Origin of the sequence: Snodgrassella alvi (assembly GCF_002777745.1) — a bacterium.
Lineage (GTDB): Bacteria > Pseudomonadota > Gammaproteobacteria > Burkholderiales > Neisseriaceae > Snodgrassella > Snodgrassella alvi_D.
This window is the reverse complement of record NZ_MEIO01000048.1, coordinates 86,874-104,445: the sequence shown is the minus strand read 5'-3', so window position 1 is coordinate 104,445 and position 17,572 is coordinate 86,874. Positions and strand designations below refer to the sequence as shown.

At 43.9% G+C, this 17,572-nt stretch carries 16 protein-coding genes; 11 read left to right on the top strand and 5 right to left on the bottom strand.

The genetic code is table 11. The features are described 5' to 3' along the window. Positions 1-27 precede the first annotated feature (27 nt). The gene (locus tag BHC51_RS05805; RefSeq protein WP_100100157.1) at positions 28-249 is read right to left on the bottom strand and encodes a YdcH family protein; all 222 of its coding nucleotides are present in this window, start codon (positions 247-249) and stop codon (positions 28-30) included. A gap of 144 nt (positions 250-393) precedes the next feature. Between BHC51_RS05805 and BHC51_RS05800 the strand changes: the two genes are divergently transcribed. The 5 genes from BHC51_RS05800 to BHC51_RS05775 all read left to right on the top strand — a co-directional run bounded on the left by BHC51_RS05800 (position 394) and on the right by BHC51_RS05775 (position 5,194). Next, positions 394-984 (top strand): LemA family protein, encoded by a 591-nt coding sequence (locus BHC51_RS05800; protein WP_100100158.1) that lies wholly within the window; start codon positions 394-396, stop codon positions 982-984. 466 nt (positions 985-1,450) lie between these two features. After that, complete coding sequence (locus BHC51_RS05790; protein ID WP_143558799.1) at positions 1,451-1,783, top strand: DUF6911 family protein; 333 nt, start codon at positions 1,451-1,453, stop codon at positions 1,781-1,783. Between the two features lie 500 nt (positions 1,784-2,283). Then, complete coding sequence (locus BHC51_RS05785; RefSeq protein ID WP_100124196.1) at positions 2,284-3,156, top strand: TPM domain-containing protein; 873 nt, start codon at positions 2,284-2,286, stop codon at positions 3,154-3,156. Positions 3,157-3,283: 127 nt separating this feature from the next. Further along, positions 3,284-4,210: a co-chaperone DjlA gene (djlA, locus tag BHC51_RS05780; protein WP_100135674.1), complete on the top strand. Its 927-nt coding sequence runs from the start codon at positions 3,284-3,286 to the stop codon at positions 4,208-4,210. Between the two features lie 462 nt (positions 4,211-4,672). Next, complete coding sequence (locus BHC51_RS05775) at positions 4,673-5,194, top strand: TPM domain-containing protein (protein ID WP_180296439.1); 522 nt, start codon at positions 4,673-4,675, stop codon at positions 5,192-5,194. Positions 5,195-5,677: 483 nt separating this feature from the next. Here the strand turns inward: BHC51_RS05775 and BHC51_RS05770 are convergent, their stop codons facing one another. From BHC51_RS05770 to modA, 4 genes are all read right to left on the bottom strand, one after another. Continuing rightward, positions 5,678-6,472, bottom strand: coding sequence for a TOBE domain-containing protein (locus BHC51_RS05770; RefSeq protein WP_100153544.1), 795 nt, complete (start codon positions 6,470-6,472; stop codon positions 5,678-5,680). An 11-nt stretch (positions 6,473-6,483) separates the two neighbouring features. Next, positions 6,484-7,155 carry a sulfate/molybdate ABC transporter ATP-binding protein gene (locus tag BHC51_RS05765; protein ID WP_100124200.1) on the bottom strand — a complete coding sequence of 224 codons (672 nt, stop codon included), beginning with the start codon at positions 7,153-7,155 and terminating at the stop codon, positions 6,484-6,486. An 80-nt stretch (positions 7,156-7,235) separates the two neighbouring features. Then, positions 7,236-7,916: a molybdate ABC transporter permease subunit gene (modB, locus tag BHC51_RS05760; protein ID WP_100153543.1), complete on the bottom strand. Its 681-nt coding sequence runs from the start codon at positions 7,914-7,916 to the stop codon at positions 7,236-7,238. Positions 7,917-7,978: 62 nt separating this feature from the next. Next, on the bottom strand, positions 7,979-8,746 hold the full coding sequence (gene modA, locus BHC51_RS05755; RefSeq protein ID WP_100124211.1) for a molybdate ABC transporter substrate-binding protein: 768 nt from the start codon (positions 8,744-8,746) through the stop codon (positions 7,979-7,981). 471 nt (positions 8,747-9,217) lie between these two features. Between modA and fdnG the strand changes: the two genes are divergently transcribed. From fdnG to BHC51_RS05725, 6 genes are all read left to right on the top strand, one after another. Next, positions 9,218-12,325 carry a formate dehydrogenase-N subunit alpha gene (gene fdnG, locus BHC51_RS05750; RefSeq protein WP_100124202.1) on the top strand — a complete coding sequence of 1,036 codons (3,108 nt, stop codon included), beginning with the start codon at positions 9,218-9,220 and terminating at the stop codon, positions 12,323-12,325. A gap of 12 nt (positions 12,326-12,337) precedes the next feature. Further along, positions 12,338-13,252 (top strand): formate dehydrogenase subunit beta, encoded by a 915-nt coding sequence (fdxH, locus tag BHC51_RS05745; RefSeq protein ID WP_100124203.1) that lies wholly within the window; start codon positions 12,338-12,340, stop codon positions 13,250-13,252. Continuing rightward, on the top strand, positions 13,252-13,911 hold the full coding sequence (locus BHC51_RS05740) for a formate dehydrogenase subunit gamma (protein ID WP_100135672.1): 660 nt from the start codon (positions 13,252-13,254) through the stop codon (positions 13,909-13,911). The genes fdxH and BHC51_RS05740 overlap by 1 nt, the downstream gene beginning before the upstream one ends. 137 nt (positions 13,912-14,048) lie before the next feature. Next, positions 14,049-14,849 (top strand): formate dehydrogenase accessory sulfurtransferase FdhD, encoded by an 801-nt coding sequence (fdhD, locus tag BHC51_RS05735; RefSeq protein ID WP_100153568.1) that lies wholly within the window; start codon positions 14,049-14,051, stop codon positions 14,847-14,849. A 100-nt stretch (positions 14,850-14,949) separates the two neighbouring features. Further along, the gene (locus BHC51_RS05730) at positions 14,950-16,275 is read left to right on the top strand and encodes a cation:dicarboxylate symporter family transporter (protein WP_100100169.1); all 1,326 of its coding nucleotides are present in this window, start codon (positions 14,950-14,952) and stop codon (positions 16,273-16,275) included. Between the two features lie 250 nt (positions 16,276-16,525). Further along, positions 16,526-17,455: a formate dehydrogenase accessory protein FdhE gene (locus tag BHC51_RS05725; protein ID WP_100153542.1), complete on the top strand. Its 930-nt coding sequence runs from the start codon at positions 16,526-16,528 to the stop codon at positions 17,453-17,455. Positions 17,456-17,572: the final 117 nt, after the last annotated feature.

Sequence of the window (17,572 nt, the reverse complement as noted above, 5' to 3'; positions counted from 1 at the left end):
GCAGGGTTTTTTACTGGTTTAACCATTTCAGGCTTTACCGTCTGCTTCACGCAGCATGGCATAAATCTCGTCTTTAAGACGCAATTTTTCCCGTTTCAGTTCGTCCAGATTATCCAGACCACTGGTAACTGGGTTATTGGTCAGACCGGTTATTTTATCATCCAGTCGGTTGTGCTCTTCAAATAGATTGGCAAAATGATTATTTTCCGCCTTTAATTTGCTAATCAGGTCTCGATATTCAGGGAACATATAACATCCTTTACAGTTTGGTTAAAATGATTTTTATTATTTTGCATTAATTATAGCTTAAGATATATAAGATTGCGCTACTTATGGCGTAAAAAGTAACGATAACATGTTAAAATGACACAATAATAGGTACTGGAGTTTACAATGTATAAACGATTAATGGGCTGGTTAAGCGTATTTATTCTGGTCTTGAATCTTAGTGGTTGTGGCTATAATACAATGCAATCTCAGGATGAGGCCGCTAATGCTGCCTGGTCAGAAGTTCTGAACCAGTATCAGCGTCGTGCCGATCTGGTGCCCAATTTGGTGAATACGGTTAAAGGTTATGCCAAACATGAACAGCAGGTTCTAACTGAGGTAACAAATGCCCGTTCACGTGTTGGCAGTCTGAATATGACCAGTAGCGATGCAGAAGACCCGGCAAAAATACAGCAGTTTTCGCAGGCTCAGGGTAATCTGAGCAGTGCTCTAAGCCGTTTGCTGGTAGTAAGTGAAAATTATCCTGACCTGAAAGCTGACCAGAGTTTCCGTGATTTACAGGCACAGCTGGAGGGTACGGAAAACCGCATTGCGTTGGCACGTAACCGCTATATTCAAACGGTGCAGATTTATAACACTACATTGCGCTCCTTTCCGAATAATATTACCGCCAAAGTGTTTGGGATGCATGTGCGGCCAAACTTCGTACCGGAAAATGAAGCTGCTGTGAAACAGGCACCGCAGGTAGAATTCTAGTGTTATTACCAGCCTGATGGTTCATTTCAATATCAGACAGCCAGTTTGTATAAACTGGCTGTTTCTCTGTTAAATCAGCTCAAATTAGTTTGTAGTAAAACAGATTTGTACCAGTTCGATAGCATTCAATCTTGCATATTCAGGCAAAAATCTTGGTTGTTGCAGAATATATAATTCAGTTGCACTATTATCTGTCTGACCATGGTGTCGTTAACTTCCTGACTATGCATATAGTGAATTATTCATAATAATGCCTGCCGGTTTGATAACAGCCAGTTGTCTGAATATTAATCTATATTTTTTGAGAATAAACAACGGTGAAAAACAATGTATATATAAATTGTATGGGTTTTATTATGATAGGAAACGAAAAGGCTGGTTGAATTTTTTCAGACAAATGAATAAGGTTTATCTGCCTCGGATTGAAAATCCTAATGAAGATCAGATGCAATAATATCTTGAAATTTTGAGAACCAATAATGGCTTTCTGAGTCTGTGGAAGCAGTCGAAAAGTAAACCAACTTCACCTGGTATGGAAATAACTTTGTATTCCGATAATCATCAAACTGATATTCAGACTTATATGGTATTACTGGGTGAAGAAACTGAAGAGGGTTATGATGTCAGAACATTTTATAATCCAGTAGCACCTTGTAATCCTGAGGCACCTGAGGGAATGATTTACATGCTAGGGGATTGTTTTGCAGCTTGCTCTACTGTTCGGAATTTTACTATGGTTAGACGCGTATTTACGGATTTTTTAACCACTGGCAATGTGAGTGAGGATTTACTCAATTAAAATTAAATATTGGTAGTATACCGGAAATACCTTGTCGTACCGGATTGTTGTTCAGTGTGCGCTATCCGTTGCTATAAGCTAAACAGTATAATTCTACATTATAGGCTAATGATGGTGTTGCAGGTTGGCTTGAGGAGAAGTAATCGCAGCAGTATCAATATTTTTATCGGCATTTCTGTGTTTCTGAATGGTCTTTATTTGTAAGGCTGTATTAAATTTAATTTAATTCCGTATTTTGCACATTTCAATTGCAAATGGCACTATTCTGTTTTCATGTCAAGGTTGTTCTGATATAAAAGATGTGTTTATTGCCAGACTATAAAACTAGCCATGTATGAATGTAAGCACAGGGTCTGAATATTTAGGTACTGTTTGCTGATTTGACGTTTCACTTGTGCTATTGCTATTTTAGTGGCCACAATATGGCACAAATATTTGTTTACAGCTAGAAACCGTTTGGCCGGCATGAATGCTGCATGCACAGCAACAAGGTGAAAATCATGAATACAATCCGCTTATCTGCCCGCAATTTATTGTTATTGATTCTGGGCTGTTGCTTTGCCTTGCTGGCACCGGCTGCTGAAAATCTGGCACCGGTACCAGCTTTGACTGCTCCGGTAATGGACACGGCCAATATGTTACAGCCAGACACCCGTAAAGATTTAAATGGACAATTGCTGACGTTCAGTCGGGAGCATGGCAGCCAGATTATAGTATTAACTGTACCAGCTATTGCACCGGAAACACCGTTTGATTACGCCACTCGGGTGATGAGTACGTGGAAACCCGGGCGAAAGGGAATTGATGATGGAGTATTGTTATTACTGGTGCGTGATGAACACAAAACGTTTCTGGCTCCCGGGCGCGGGCTGGAAGGGGCTATTCCTGATGCTTATGCTAAACGTATACTAGATGATGTATTGCGCCCACAATTGCGTGCGAATAATACAGATGGTGGTGTACGACAGGCAGTGGATATACTGGAGAAACTGATTAACGGTGAGAAATTGCCAGCAATACAGCAGCCTGAGGCTCAGCAAACAAACAGTTTTACCGCTATGTTAATAGAAACAATGTTATTGGTATTTGTAGCGGGTGCATTTTTAAAAAATATATTTGGTAATACGCTGGGCAGTGCTATCGTGGCGTTTCTGGTATTAACGCTGGGTTGGTATATTGGCTGGAATCTGTTCGTTGCGATACTCATGGCCATTCTCTCGTTTATAGTGGCCTTTATTTTTGCCGGTAATGTATTTATTGGTGGTTACAGTAACAATAAAGATAATGATTTTTTTGGAGGCGGTGGTTCTGGAGGCGGCTTTAGCGGTGGCGGTGGAGGCTATGGTGGTGGTGGTGCCTCTGGAAGCTGGTAATAATATTTGGACAGAGTGAATCAGGGTAGATATGAAATGCCGATTATTTATCAGGTTTTAACTAAATTTCTATACAGATATTTGCTTTGTTACATGAGTTATGTATTGTATTTTCTGGTAGGCATACATGTCTAAAATCGGGTTTATTATTTGTTTTCTGCTGTTGTGGTATTTGCCCATGCGCTTTGGTACTGGTGGCATGCTAGTGGATATTGTGCTGGTCATACTGATTCTGTTTTATCTGTATGCAGTGCATATTGTTGATGATGGTACTGAAGCATCAATTGCTATAGACAGAAATCTGTATTTGGTGGTGTTGTTTGAGGTGGCAGGACAAGTCTGCGCTGCCAAAGGACATGTTTCTGAGGAGGACCGATCGCATATTTATGCAATGACTAAGAAATTACAGTTAGACGCAGAAATGGAAGTATTGGCACGCTATGCTTTCAATATGGGACAAATGCGAAATTATCCGCTTAGAGCCCGTCTTGGCCAATTGTATCGTGCCTATAGTCATGACAAGCGCGGTTTGATGTGGTTTTGTAAACATATACTCGAACTTGCACTAGTAGATGGCCGGCTACACAAAAATGAACGGCATATCCTAAATATTATAGCGGATGAGTTCCGTATTCCTTATGCGCAAATGCTGATTTTTGCCAGCCAGACAGTACATGGGCAGGGCAATGAATATCGCCATTACTGGCAGACAAATGGGCAATGGAAACAGCAACGCCAGCGTGAACGATATGAGCAGCGTAAACAACAATCGTGGCAACAGCAGCAGCAATATCGTCAACAGCAACAGAATAATAGACAGCCGCCGCCAGTTGAGGAGCCGTATGACGGTGATGCTTATCAGGTACTGGGAGTCTCGGCAAATGCCAATGTGCATGAAATCAAACAGGCATACCGCCGTCTGATGAATAAATATCATCCGGATAAACTGGTTAAAAAGAAATTATCACCAGCTGAGATACAGCGGGCAACCGAGCATACCCAGCGCATACAGGCTGCGTATGCTTATATAAAACAGTTACGTGGATTCGTTTAGCAACTTGCTGGATAAGTGTGACCACTGTAATGCTCTGGTTACATGCGGGTTTTTGTTTGGCTGATAAAGTGTTGATTTTATAAATATATTTTGTATTTTTGCTAAAAATTTTTCAACTCGAGTCAATTAATAAAAGATGTATGGTGTTTGATGTCATTAAAAACAATCTGAACATTTATACTGATTGTATAAGGATGTTAGTTGTGCATTGTCGGTATGTGCTTTTTCATCTACGGATAAAATACATCCATCTTTTCCAATAAATTTGATAAGAACTGGCCATACTGAAAGCCGTAATAGGCAAAATGGTGAGCCAGTTTTTTTATCGGATATAAGCCTGTATATGTGTAATTATTTGCTTAATTATTATGGTGTTGATTTAGAAAATTAAAATACATACACTCTTAAATTAACCTGTAGTGTTATCCTACCAAATCAGATACACAGGAAAGAATGGGCTATATGAGTACAACTAAACTGAATATGAGGTTGTGGCCTCGGCTCTGGCGACACTGGATACATCCACGCCAGCGGGTAAGTGTCTATTTCCCGGTACTGGCTCTGCAACAGCTTACTGAACAGATTGCGCGTTCTGAACAGCGGCATACCGGACAACTGCGGTTTGTGATTGAGTCCAGTCTTAATACTGCGAGTCTGTGCCACCACATTACAGCACGCCAACGCGCTCGGTACTGGTTTAGCCATCTGGGTGTATGGGATACTACGGAAAAGAGTGGCATTCTGGTTTATGTGTTGTTTGCAGACCGTGCAGTGGAAATTATTGCAGATCGAGGTATTAATACCTGTGTCGACACGAGAGAGTGGCAAAAGATATGTAATCATATTACGCAGGCATTTCAGCAGCAAAATTATATAGCCGGTTTGAGTGCCGGATTGGATGAGCTGACAGAGTTGCTGGTACAGTATTTTCCGCGTAAACATGCGGGAGTAAACGAGCTGGCAGATGAAGTTATCCTGCGCTAGAAATTAATATACTCTGTGTTTGGTATGGTCTAATTCTGGTTATGAGTATGGCTGATGCAAAAGGTGGTTGTGGCTACCGGTTTAAATAAGATGGAAAGTTTAACATAATATTTTCGGGCTGCTGGCGAAATAATATATCTGGCACAATTAATATGATTATTGATATTAATGGCCAACATATGGTGATGAAATGATATATATAAGTTTTTTTTGAAAAAATTTAGACAAAAGCCTTAAAATACATATCTATAGGGTTTACAATACATTTGCGGCTTAAAAAGACAGATTTAAACAAAGAGAGAATATGCACTAGTCGCAAATAGCTTGGCTATCGTGCATTAGTATAAGCCAGAATAATCTGATACCAGATACATACAGGATTATTCTGGCTTCAGTATTTTTCAGGCTGCGGATCAGGCAGAGCATATTGATGCTTGCCTGTGAGGATATGGTGAATTGTCAATGCAGCAATATGTGGCCGGTTTAGCGCAGGCGGGCAAGAATAATGCTTGGTGCTTTAATTAACAGTATAATTTCATTGCCGGTATTAAGTTGCATATTTTCGGCGCTGCTACGGGTAATACTGGCTGTCAGACTAAGCGCAGCACTTAAATCTACCGTAATAACACTATTAACCGCACCGGTATCAATATGACGTATTTGTCCATTAAGCTGATTGCGTGCAGATATAAGTAAATTGGACTCAGGGCGGGCAAGCATAATGGCAGAAGCCTGAATCAGTGCCAGTGCTTCAACACCGACAGCCAGTTCCATCTGTTCACAACTGCGCCGAGTAAGCATAGCTATCAGTTCTTGCCCGCTGCTTAAACGCAGATGCACTTCATGGTTTACTGTTCCATCAATGATTCGGCTAACGATACCGGCAAGCTGATTATCGGCACTTAAATCCAGATTCATTTTTTGCCATAAGCCATAATGGCTGCGGTCGGTATTGCCTTGCAGTTGTAGAAGTAACTGCTGATGGCGTTGCTGCATGGTATGGTAATAATTTAAAAAGGCTTCACCAAAGGCGGTTAAAACGCTGTTGCCGCCACCCTGACCGCCAGTCTGGCGTAATACTAAGGGTTGTGGTGCCAGATTATTTAGCGCATCTATGGCATCCCATGCTGCTTTATAACTCATGGGTACGGCCTTAGCCGCCTGAGTGATCGAGCCATGGCGCTGGATATTTTCGAGTAGAGCAATCCGTTTGCTGTTACCAATTCGCTGGCCGTTAATGGTCGGAATCAGTTCAGTATCTAGATTGAATTCATTCATAATGGCTGTTACTACTGGGAGGCTGAATATAAATGTCCATTATCCATGTGCCAGATTTGAGCGTCAAAAGCAGCAGCATCTTCTGGATCGTGAGTAATCAGTAGCATGGGTAAATTTAACTGTTGTTGCCAGTTAGCCAGTTCTGAACGCATTTGCGCGCGTAATTGGGTATCCAGTGCAGAAAATGGCTCATCCAGCAGAATGGCATTCGGCCGTGCAATCAGCGCACGTGCCAGAGCCACACGCTGACGCTGGCCACCAGACAGATGTGCCGGATACTGTTCTGCCACTGTACTAAGCTGCATGGCTGCCAACCAGTGTTCCACTTCCGGATATCGGCTGCGTTTGCGCGGATTGAATAAACCATGTCGGATACCGCAGGCTATATTCTGGCGTACATTCAAATGCGGAAAGAGAGCATAGTCCTGAAAAACATAGGCAAGCTTACGTTGCTGTGGATTAAGATTCAGGTGTGGCGCCTGAAATAAGATAATCCCGTTAACAATAATATGGCCTTGCGCAGGGGTCAGCAAGCCGGCAATGGCTTTTAACATCAGGCTTTTTCCACTACCGGAGGCACCCATAATTATATTACGTGGTGCTTTACTGGACAGGCGGATATCCAGAGTAAATTTGCTGCCATCAGTACGCCGGAGGATTTTCTGGAAATTGAAATCTAACATAAGCCACTGGTTGAATTAAAAATAGGCAGAAACGAAGCAATACACAAGCAGGAGTATTATTGTCCGAATCAAGCATTTAGTTATTTAAGATTGTGCATGGGTACTTTGCCGGATAAAAGTTTGCTGGTAAGCAGTAATATCAGAATGCATACCACAGATATTATTAGTACTAGTGTATTGGCTAGATGGTCATCACCGGCCTGTACTGCTTCGTATACAGCAATGGACAGAGTTTGTGTTTGCCCGGGAATGCTGCCAGCCACCATCAGTGTAGCGCCGAATTCACCCATACTGCGGGCGAATGCCAGTAATACACCGGCCAGAATACCGCGCCAGGCCAGTGGCAGAGTGATGCGCAGGAAAACACCGACATTACTGATACCCAAAACACGGGCGGCCTGTTCCAGCTGTGGATCCAGACTTTCAAATGCAGCACGCGCCGGTTTAAATATCAGTGGAAACGATACTACTGTGGCTGCTACTACTGCACCCTGCCAGGTAAAAATCAGATTAATATCCAGATAATGCTGTAACCACTGGCCAATAAAACCATTTTTACCAATCAATACCAGTAAATAATAGCCCAGTACCGTTGGTGGCATCACCATTGGCAGGGTGAGGATGGTATCAATCAGTTCCCGTCCCCATACAGCTTTACGGGCGAGTACATAGCCAGCACCTATACCGAAAACCAGATTGATGGCCGTTGCCCACAAGGCAATTTTAAGCGACAGGGCAAGGGCAATCCAGGCCGCAGTCATTATTTCTCCTTGAAATGAAAAATTCAGGCAATTAAGGTGATTACTGCCGGCAGCAATAATATTCAGTGTGCGCTCTGGAAACCATAGTGCTTAAGAATCTGCTGGCCTTTAGCTGACTGAATAAAGTGGATGAAACGGTTAGCCGCAGTTGGTTCCTTGCTAGCTACAGTTCTGGCGATAGGATAACTGATTGGTTTGCTGGTAGGGATAGTAGCGGCCACGCTGACCTTATCCGGCATAATGGCTGCATCCGTACCAAAGACAAAACCGGCTTCGGCAGATTGGTTGGCTACATAATCCAATGCCTGTCGCACGTTGTTTACGTTAACGATTTTAGGCTGAACCTTACTCCATACCTGAGCTTGTTCCATTGCTGCTTGCGCGTAGCGGCCGGCTGGTGTGTAAGCGGGATTGCCCAGTGCAATATGTTTAATACCACTATGTTGCAGGTCTGGCAGGCCGCGTATAGTTAAATCACTTTTTTTCGGTGTAATTAGTACCAGAGTATTATTCACAAAATTAACTCTGTCTTGTGCGTGCACCAGATTTTTGACCTGTGCCTGATCCATAGTCTGCTGGTCTGCCGAGGCGAATACGTCTACCGGAGCACCATTTTGCATCTGCCGTAGCAGAGAACCGGACGCACCAAAATTGAGCAGAACTTTATCTTGCGGATATTGCTGCTGATATGCCTTGGCAATGTCATTGAATGCATTGGTGAGACTGGCGGCAGCGGAGACAGTGATGCTGGCGGCAAAAGAAAAATTGCTAACCACGAACAGGCTGATTGTGGTCATGATGACTTTCAGACGAACATAATTATGACGCATATTTTGTCCTTGGTTAAAATGCATTGTTCTCCCAGTTGGGTCGAATTATGCTGATTATAAGGGAAAATTGTTCCGAAATATATCTTACTATATAACGAATAGCAGTCATATTGCATTTAAAGCTTTTATGTAATATTAAGTAAAAATAATTATAAATCATACTATATACTGGGCATTAATTTGCAGATGAAATAATTTACTAAGTAACCAATTTAATTTTTTTGCCAACGCTATAACCATATTATTTAAATAAAAACAATCTATAAGCAAGGTAAATAAAGGGTTTTCAAAAAAAAGTGTAATTATTTATTAATATTAAAAAATGCAGATAAATTTATATAATAGTTTAAATAAAGTATTATAATGGAGTTAAATGTTAGTATTAATAAACTTTCTAGCATACTTGGTAAGCTGTACGAGATTTGATTCTCTACAATAAATAAAAATAATTTCATTAGGAAACCATCACACATGAACCTGACAAGACGCCAGTTTTTTAAGGTTACCGCAGCAGGTGCCGGCGCTACAGGATTGGCTGTTATGGGCATGGCGCCAGCCACTGCCTTTGCTGAAGTCCGCCAGTACAAATTATTACGGGCAACAGAAACACGCAATAATTGCACGTATTGTTCAGTTGGCTGTGGTACGTTGTTATATAGCCTGGGTGACGGCGCCAAAAACGCCAAAAAGAAAATCTTTCATATCGAAGGAGACCCAGATCATCCTGTCAGTCGCGGCAGTCTGTGTCCTAAGGGCGCATCACTGATTGACTTTGTGAACAGCCCAAATCGCGTGCTGCACCCGCAGGTACGCGAAGCGGGCAGCAATGAGTGGAAAGACATCAACTGGGATGAGGCACTGGATCGCATTGCGCGCCTGATTAAAGATGAACGGGATGCCAATCTGATTGAAAAAAACGCTGATGGCGTTACCGTAAACCGGCTGGAAAGTCTGGGAATGCTGTGTGCCTCTGCCAGCTCCAATGAAACTGGCATTTTGACGCAGAAATTTATGCGTTCGCTCGGGCTGGTTGGTACTGATTCGCAGGCAAGGGTTTGTCATGGCCCGACTGTATCTGCGTTAGCAGCTACATTCGGCCGTGGTGCCATGACCAATACATGGACAGATATCCAGAATGCAGATTTTATTCTGGTGATGGGCGGCAATGCTGCTGAAGCGCATCCCGTTGGTTTTAAGTGGGTCATTGAAGCCAAAAAACAGAAGGGCACCAAACTGATTGTGTGTGACCCGCGTTTTAATCGTACAGCTTCCGTGGCCGACCACTACCTGCCAATTCGTTCCGGTACCGATATTGCTTTTCTAGGTGCGGTAATTAACTGGCTGATTAAAAACAATAAAGTGCAATGGGATTATGTTAAGAATTATACCAATGCCTCTTTTATTGTGGCTGATGGCTATGGATTTCATGAAGGTTTGTTTTCGGGACACGCTGATTACACTGCTGAAGACGGCAGACAGGCACCGGCGGCAGCACCGAAAGGCGCCAAAGGCAGCGCTGTCTATAATAATGCCAGTTGGGCATATGAATTAGACGAAAATGGCTATGCCAAAGTAGATCCGACTCTAAAAAATCCGCGCTGTGTATGGCAGGTAATGAAGCGGCATTATGCCCAGTACACGCCGGAAATGATGCATAAAATTACCGGCACGCCAATCAAAGATTTTCTGTTGGTCTGCGAAGCTTTGGGAGCCACTTCGGCAAAAAACAAGGCTGGTACAATTCTGTATGCATTAGGCTGGACTCAACATACCTATGGTTCGCAGAATATCCGTACTATGGCGATGATTCAGTTGATTCTTGGCAATATCGGCATGGCTGGCGGTGGCGTTAATGCCCTGCGTGGTCACTCTAATATTCAGGGACTGTCTGATCTGGGTTTGCTTTCTACCAACCTGCCGGGCTATCTGAGTTTGCCCAACGAAAAGAAAAATCCTACTTTTTCCGACTATCTAAGAGTACAAACGCCGGCAGCTCTGCGTCCGGGGCAGCTCAATTACTGGAGCAATACTCCCAAATTTATGGTTAGCCTGCTTAAATGGTTCTTCGGTGACAATGCCACCAAAGAAAATGACTGGGGCTACGACTGGCTGCCAAAATGGGACAAGATGTATGATGTGCTGCAAATGACAGAAATGATGTATCAGGGGCAGATGCACGGCCTGCTGGTACAAGGCTTTAACGCCATGGGTTCTTTCCCGGATTCAAATCGCATTGTTGAAGCTTTTTCACGCCTCAAGTGGATGGTAGTGATGGATCCGCTGAACACAGAAACTGCTACTTTCTGGGAAAATCATGGTGATGCGCATAATGTAGATCCATCTACTATCCAGACCACCGTATTTCGCCTGCCAGTACCTTGTTTTGCGGAAGAAAACGGATCTATTGTCAATTCTTCACGCTGGTTGCAATGGCATTATGCCGGTGCCGAAGCGCCAGAAGAGGCTAAAGCCGACCTTGAAATTCTGGCAGAGCTGCATTTACGCATCAAAGCACTGTATGAAAAAGAAGGCGGTAAAGTACCCGAACCGATTATTAACCTGAGCTGGCCGTATAAAGTAGCACATTCGCCTACGCCGGAGGAAATGGCACAGGAATCCAATGGCTGGGCTTTAGCAGATATCAAAGACCAAAAAGGCAATATTATCGTACCTAAAGGTGGGCAGTTGGATAGCTTTTCTCAGCTACGCGATGATGGTACTACTGCATGTGCCTGCTGGATTTTTGCCGGTTCATGGACCAAAAACGGTAATCAGATGGCACGGCGTGATAACAGTAATGCCGGACTGGGTAATACACCAGCCTGGGCGTGGTCATGGCCAGCAAATCGTCGCATCCTGTATAACCGAGCTTCCTGCGATCCATCCGGTAAAGCCTGGGATCCCGAGCGAGTATTGATTCACTGGGATGGCCGCAAGTGGGTGGGTGCTGATGTGGCTGATTACAAAGCCGATCAGGCACCTGATACCAATATGAACCCATTTATCATGAATGAAGAGGGTGTTGGCCGCCTGTTCTGTACCAAGAAACTGGTAGATGGCCCATTTCCGACATTCTATGAACCCACTGAATCGCCAATTGGTAAAAATCTGCTTTATCCGAAAGTACTGAATACACCAGCGGTACGTCTGTTTGACAGCGTTAAAGAGCGCATTGGTCATAAAGATGATTTTCCTTTTGTTGGCACTACTTATCGCCTGACCGAACATTTCCAGTTCTGGACTAAATCAGTGAAATTACTAATGATTGCTCAGCCGGAACAGTTTGTCGAAATCAGTGAGGAACTGGCTGCACAAAAAAATATTGCCAAAGGTGATACCGTTAAAATCAGTACAAAGCGCGGCTCGGTAGAGGCCAAAGCTGTAGTAACCAAACGCCTACGTCCTCTGAAAATTGATGGGCAGACAGTACATCAAATAGGTATTCCCCTGCATGGTGGCTGGGTAAATGTTGGTGAGAAAAAACAATTCCTCATCAATACGCTTACACCATTTGTTGGTGATTGCAATACGCAGACACCAGAATACAAAACCTTTTTGTGCAATATCGAAAAAGCGTGAGGGGAATAAGTCATGGCTTTACAATCTTTAGATATTAAACGTCGTTCTGCGACCAATCAGCTTACGCCATTGCCACAGGCACGCAAGCCGATTGAAATTGCCAAACTCATTGATGTCTCTACCTGCATAGGCTGCAAGGCCTGTCAGGCAGCGTGTTCAGAATGGAACGATATTCGTGACGAAATCGGTACCAATCATGGCGTATACGACAACCCGATTGACCTGAGTGCTGATAGCTGGACAGTAATGCGTTTTTCTGAAACTGAAGAATACGGCAAACTGGAGTGGCTGATTCGTAAGGATGGCTGTATGCATTGTGCCGATCCCGGCTGCCTGAAAGCCTGTCCGTCTCCGGGGGCAATCGTGCAGTACGAAAACGGTATTGTCGATTTTCATCAGGAAAACTGCATTGGCTGCGGCTACTGTATTTCAGGTTGCCCTTTCAACATTCCGCGTATCTCGAAAAAAGACAACCGCGCCTATAAATGTACCTTATGTTCCGACCGCGTAGCTGTTGGTCAGGAACCTGCCTGTGTGAAAACCTGTCCTACCGGCGCCATTCATTTTGGCAGCAAGGAAGACATGAAATCTCTGGCTGGTGAACGCATCAAGGATTTGAAACAGCGCGGATTCGAACATGCTGGGCTCTACGACCCGCAGGGCGTAGGAGGAACGCATGTAATGTATGTATTGCATCATGCCGACAAACCCAGCTTGTACCACGGTCTGCCAGATAATCCGCATATCAGTACTACCGTCAAGTTGTGGAAAAGTATGCTCAAACCAATAGCAGCTTTTGGTATTGCTGCCGCCGCTTTTGCAGGCTGGCTGCACTATATCACCATTGGCCCGAATCGCCCGGATGACGATGAAGAACAGGTTCTTAATCGTGACGGTGAAATCCTCAAAGACAAGGGGGACGCATAATGAAAAAATTATTACTTCAACGCTATAAAAAATCTGAGCGTTTTAATCATTGGGTTGTAGCTGGCTGTTTCGTACTGCTGGCAGTTTCCGGACTGGGTTTTTTCTATCCGTCGTTCTTCTGGCTGACCGAAGTATTCGGTTCCCCGCAACTGGCGCGTATACTGCATCCGTTCATCGGAGTGGTGATGTTTCTGGGCTTTTTTATCCAGTTTTTCCGCTACGTTAAATATAACTTTTTTGAACGTGACGACATCAAATGGTTATTAGGCATCAAGCATATACTGCTGGGTAAGGAAATTGGCGATACCGGAAAATACAATGCAGGACAAAAGTGCATGTTCTGGCTGATGACTATCAGCATGGCGTTGTTATTAATCAGTGGACTGGTAGCATGGAGGCAGTTTTTCTCCGGTTATTTCCCCATCTGGGTAGTGCGTATAGCTTTACTAGTGCATTCTGCTTCGGCAATCCTGCTGATTGTTGGCATCATCGTCCATGTTTATGCCGCATTGTGGATTAAAGGCACTATTCCTGCCATGGTAGAAGGAGTGGTTACTCAGGAATGGGCGAAAAAACATCATCCGCGCTGGTATCGGGAAATGATGGCTAAAAAAGAAGCCAGAGCACAGCAAAGTTCTGATTCGCAGAGCAGCGATTAATCCGGCCGGAAGCATCTGGCAGCACTGTCTGTATGGCTATTGCCATACAGACAGTAAAACTTTATCTCCTTTTCTGTTCTGACTTTGCTCAGGATGGTTTTATCCTGTTACTGCCTGCGTGCAGACAAAGAAATCCCATGAATCATATACCCGTACAAAGCCATACTGTCTGGGTGGCACAGGCCGGACAGTGCAACAGTACCAGTGACAATGTCAGTGCCGAAATCCCAGTAGCTCTCGTTTATAACGGTATATCCCATGTAGTGCTTATGGCCACACCTGTTGATGTTGCCGAACTGGCACTGGGTTTTAGCTTAAGTGAAGGTATTATTGAAGATGCAGAGCAGATTTACGCCATTGAAATCAGCGAATATCAGCATGGCATCGTAGCTGAAATTGAGCTGGCCAGTGCTGCTTTTAACCGCCTGAAAAGCCGCCGCCGCCAGATGAGCGGGCGCACCGGCTGCGGTCTGTGTGGTATCGACAGTCTTGCAACGGTACAACCAGAGTTGAAGCCGGTATTACGCACAAAGCATATCGACTTTAGCATAATCGGGCGTGCTTTGACTGATTTTAACCATCATCAGCAGTTGCGCGCCCAAACCGGTTCAGTTCACGGCGTAGCGTGGGCTGATACGTCTGGCAGGATTGTAACCGTGCGTGAAGATATTGGTCGGCACAATGCTTTAGACAAGCTTATTGGGTGGGGACTGCATGCAAAAGTGGATTGGAAGCAGGGTTTTGTGGTATTGTCCAGTCGCGCTAGTTTTGAAATGGTAATGAAATCAGCAATAACCGGCATCGGGTGTATCGTGGCCATATCTGCGCCTACCACCTATGCCATTGATTTAGCTCACAAGGCTAATATCACGCTGGTGGGTTTTGCGCGCCATAACCGCCAAGTAATTTATACCCATCCTCAATTTTTTCATCCTTAACGCATATTTAAAACAAAAAATAATAGGGTATACTCTAATTGTTTTGTTTTGCTTGTTAGAGTGAATAAGAATTATATTACCAATTACAGTAAGGACGACTATGTTATCGATTATCAAACGATATAGCCGTAATTTGGCCTGGCAAATTCTCTTTGCCCTGATTATGGGGGTTGCAGTAGGATTGTATCTGCATACTTTTGCAGATCCCTCACACCCGTACTACAAAACCTATCAATCCTGGGTAATCAATGTATTACAGCCAATGGGCGATATCTTTATCCGCCTGATTAAAATGATTGTGCTGCCTATTATCCTCAGCACCCTGACTCTGGGGATTGCTGGGTTGGGTAATTCCAAAAGCCTGGGCAGACTGGGTGGTAAAACCATTCTGTATTTTGAAATCATTACCACCGTTGCCATTGGTGTAGGTTTGCTCTTTGGTAATCTGTTTCACCCGGGCAGCGGTATTGATATTTCCAACCTGCAACACAGCAATGTTACCCAGTATGTACAGAAAAGTGAGGCTCTAGCCGAGAAACCGCATGGTTTGGTTGTAATGATTCTGGATATGATTCCACATAATATCTTTGATTCTCTCAGCTCAGGCGAAATCCTGCCAGTAATCTTTTTCTGTGTATTCTTTGGTCTGGGTTTAACCAAGTTGCCTGACAACCAGCGTCTGTTCTTCTCCGATTTTCTGAAAGTCATTTCAGATGTGATGTTTAAAATCACCAACATGATTATGCGCTATGCGCCGATTGGTGTATTTGGTCTGATGACCGTTACCATCAGTAAATTCGGTTTTAGTTCACTTATTCCGCTGATGAAACTAATTGTTATTGTTTATCTGGCGATGTTTGTGTTCACACTGGTGATACTGGGAGGCGTAGCCTATTTCTGCCGTTTTAATATTTTTACCATTATCAAAATTTTAAAAGATGAGCTGATTGTTGCTTTCTCAACTTCCAGCTCTGAAACCGCGCTGCCAAAAATGATTGAGAAAATGGAAGCATATGGCGCGCCGAAATCCATTACTAGCTTTGTGATACCAACCGGTTATTCATTCAATCTGGATGGTTCCACTTTGTATCAGAGTATTGCTGTTATTTTTCTGGCACAGCTATATGGCATTTCCCTGTCTGTTACTGACCAAGTGATGATTGTGATTACTTTGATGGTGGCTTCCAAAGGGATTGCCGGTGTGCCGGGGGTATCATTTTTAGTATTGTCTGCTACATTAGCTACTACTTCCATTCCGTTAGAAGGGCTGGGCTTTATTCTGGGCATCGACCGTATTCTGGATATGGGACGCACTGTAGTGAATGTAATTGGTAATGCGCTGGCTTCGCTGGTTATTTCGCGCTGGGAACACGATTTTGATGATGAAAAAGCGCGAGCATATGAAAAATCACTAGGTATTAAATAATCCGGTGTATGTACTAAGAAGGTTCAGAGATATCTGAACCTTTTTTATTGTCTGCTGATAACTTATCCGTATGTGCAAAACGCTGCACCAGCCATTACTGCCATTAGCTTTCAACAGTACAGGCAAAATAGTCGGCAGCCAATCCAGACAGAATGCATAATTTTAGTTAAACTTGGTTATTTTAATCATCGATAATGGTATTCGCACAATCGCACCATGATGAGCAGCCATTACCTGATAGCATAGATACATGAAAACTCAAGTAACACCAGAAGCCATACAGGCACAAGAATTTTTTCATATACCGTTTTGGCAGCAGCCTCAGGCCGATATTTTCAGCCAGCGTGCACAGCGCCTGCATGAGCTCGCCGCCGAAAACAGCAGCGACTGGCAGCCATATTTACAGTTCCTTGCTGCCATATGCACTGCCCAGCAAACCTTACTGGAGCGTTATGCAGAAGCCGAATGGGTACTACCGCCAGCAGGTACGGATGAATTTCCGCTTACTCCAGCCTTACTAAGTGCCAATAATGATTTAACTGGCCGCCTGTTTACAGATTTACATACTCTACTGCAACAGCAATTGTCACCAACAGCCGCACAGGTATGGAAAGAATTATTGCAGCTTAGCAGCGAAGAACGCAGCCAGTTGTGCCAGCAGGCATTAAATCAGCAGCTTGGCGTGGCGCAGCAGGATTATCAGATTTGGGTAAACGCCGTAGTGCAGATTATCTATACCCATGCTGCGCTGAATTTAGCAGCTACAGCAGTCAAACCATTACCTGAGCTCGGATTTTGTCCATGCTGTGGTACTGATGCCGCAGGTGCGGTGATAATCGGACATGGTGAACTTGAAGGGCTGCGCTATCTGTGCTGCGGCGTATGCAACAGCCGGTGGCACAGTGTGCGGGCACGGTGTAGCTTTTGTGATAATAGCCGCGATTTAGGCGTACATCGTATCGAACAGGCAAAAGAGGGCGTACTATCTGGTGCGGAAGCTGAATGCTGCCCAAGCTGCCATGCCTATCGCAAACGCTATCGTTTGGCCAAACAACAGTATGCCGACCCGATTGCCGATGATTTGGCTTCTTTAGCACTGGATATATTGCTAAATGAAGAAGGCTGGCAACGTGGTGGTGCCAATCCGTTTTTACTGATGGGTAAAGTACCCAGACATTAAAATTAACCGGAAGCTGTTTAGTTCAGATTGCGAATCAGGAGCTAAACAGCTTTAATGCATAAATAATCCTTTGACCAACAAATAGATATCTGCAATGACAAAACCAGAGAAATTTTT

Excerpts from the sequence above, each read along its gene's own strand:
- BHC51_RS05725 (WP_100153542.1), top strand. The coding sequence starts at position 16,526 with ATGAAAACTCAAGTAACACCAGAAGCCATACAGGCACAAGAATTTTTT.
- BHC51_RS05765 (WP_100124200.1), bottom strand. The coding sequence starts at position 7,155 with ATGTTAGATTTCAATTTCCAGAAAATCCTCCGGCGTACTGATGGCAGC.
- BHC51_RS05805 (WP_100100157.1), bottom strand. The coding sequence starts at position 249 with ATGTTCCCTGAATATCGAGACCTGATTAGCAAATTAAAGGCGGAAAAT.
- modB (WP_100153543.1), bottom strand. The coding sequence starts at position 7,916 with ATGACTGCGGCCTGGATTGCCCTTGCCCTGTCGCTTAAAATTGCCTTG.
- fdxH (WP_100124203.1), top strand. The coding sequence starts at position 12,338 with ATGGCTTTACAATCTTTAGATATTAAACGTCGTTCTGCGACCAATCAG.
- modA (WP_100124211.1), bottom strand. The coding sequence starts at position 8,746 with ATGCGTCATAATTATGTTCGTCTGAAAGTCATCATGACCACAATCAGC.
- BHC51_RS05770 (WP_100153544.1), bottom strand. The coding sequence starts at position 6,472 with ATGAATGAATTCAATCTAGATACTGAACTGATTCCGACCATTAACGGC.
- fdhD (WP_100153568.1), top strand. The coding sequence starts at position 14,049 with ATGAATCATATACCCGTACAAAGCCATACTGTCTGGGTGGCACAGGCC.
- BHC51_RS05785 (WP_100124196.1), top strand. The coding sequence starts at position 2,284 with ATGAATACAATCCGCTTATCTGCCCGCAATTTATTGTTATTGATTCTG.
- BHC51_RS05740 (WP_100135672.1), top strand. The coding sequence starts at position 13,252 with ATGAAAAAATTATTACTTCAACGCTATAAAAAATCTGAGCGTTTTAAT.
- djlA (WP_100135674.1), top strand. The coding sequence starts at position 3,284 with ATGTCTAAAATCGGGTTTATTATTTGTTTTCTGCTGTTGTGGTATTTG.
- BHC51_RS05730 (WP_100100169.1), top strand. The coding sequence starts at position 14,950 with ATGTTATCGATTATCAAACGATATAGCCGTAATTTGGCCTGGCAAATT.
- BHC51_RS05800 (WP_100100158.1), top strand. The coding sequence starts at position 394 with ATGTATAAACGATTAATGGGCTGGTTAAGCGTATTTATTCTGGTCTTG.
- BHC51_RS05775 (WP_180296439.1), top strand. The coding sequence starts at position 4,673 with ATGAGTACAACTAAACTGAATATGAGGTTGTGGCCTCGGCTCTGGCGA.
- fdnG (WP_100124202.1), top strand. The coding sequence starts at position 9,218 with ATGAACCTGACAAGACGCCAGTTTTTTAAGGTTACCGCAGCAGGTGCC.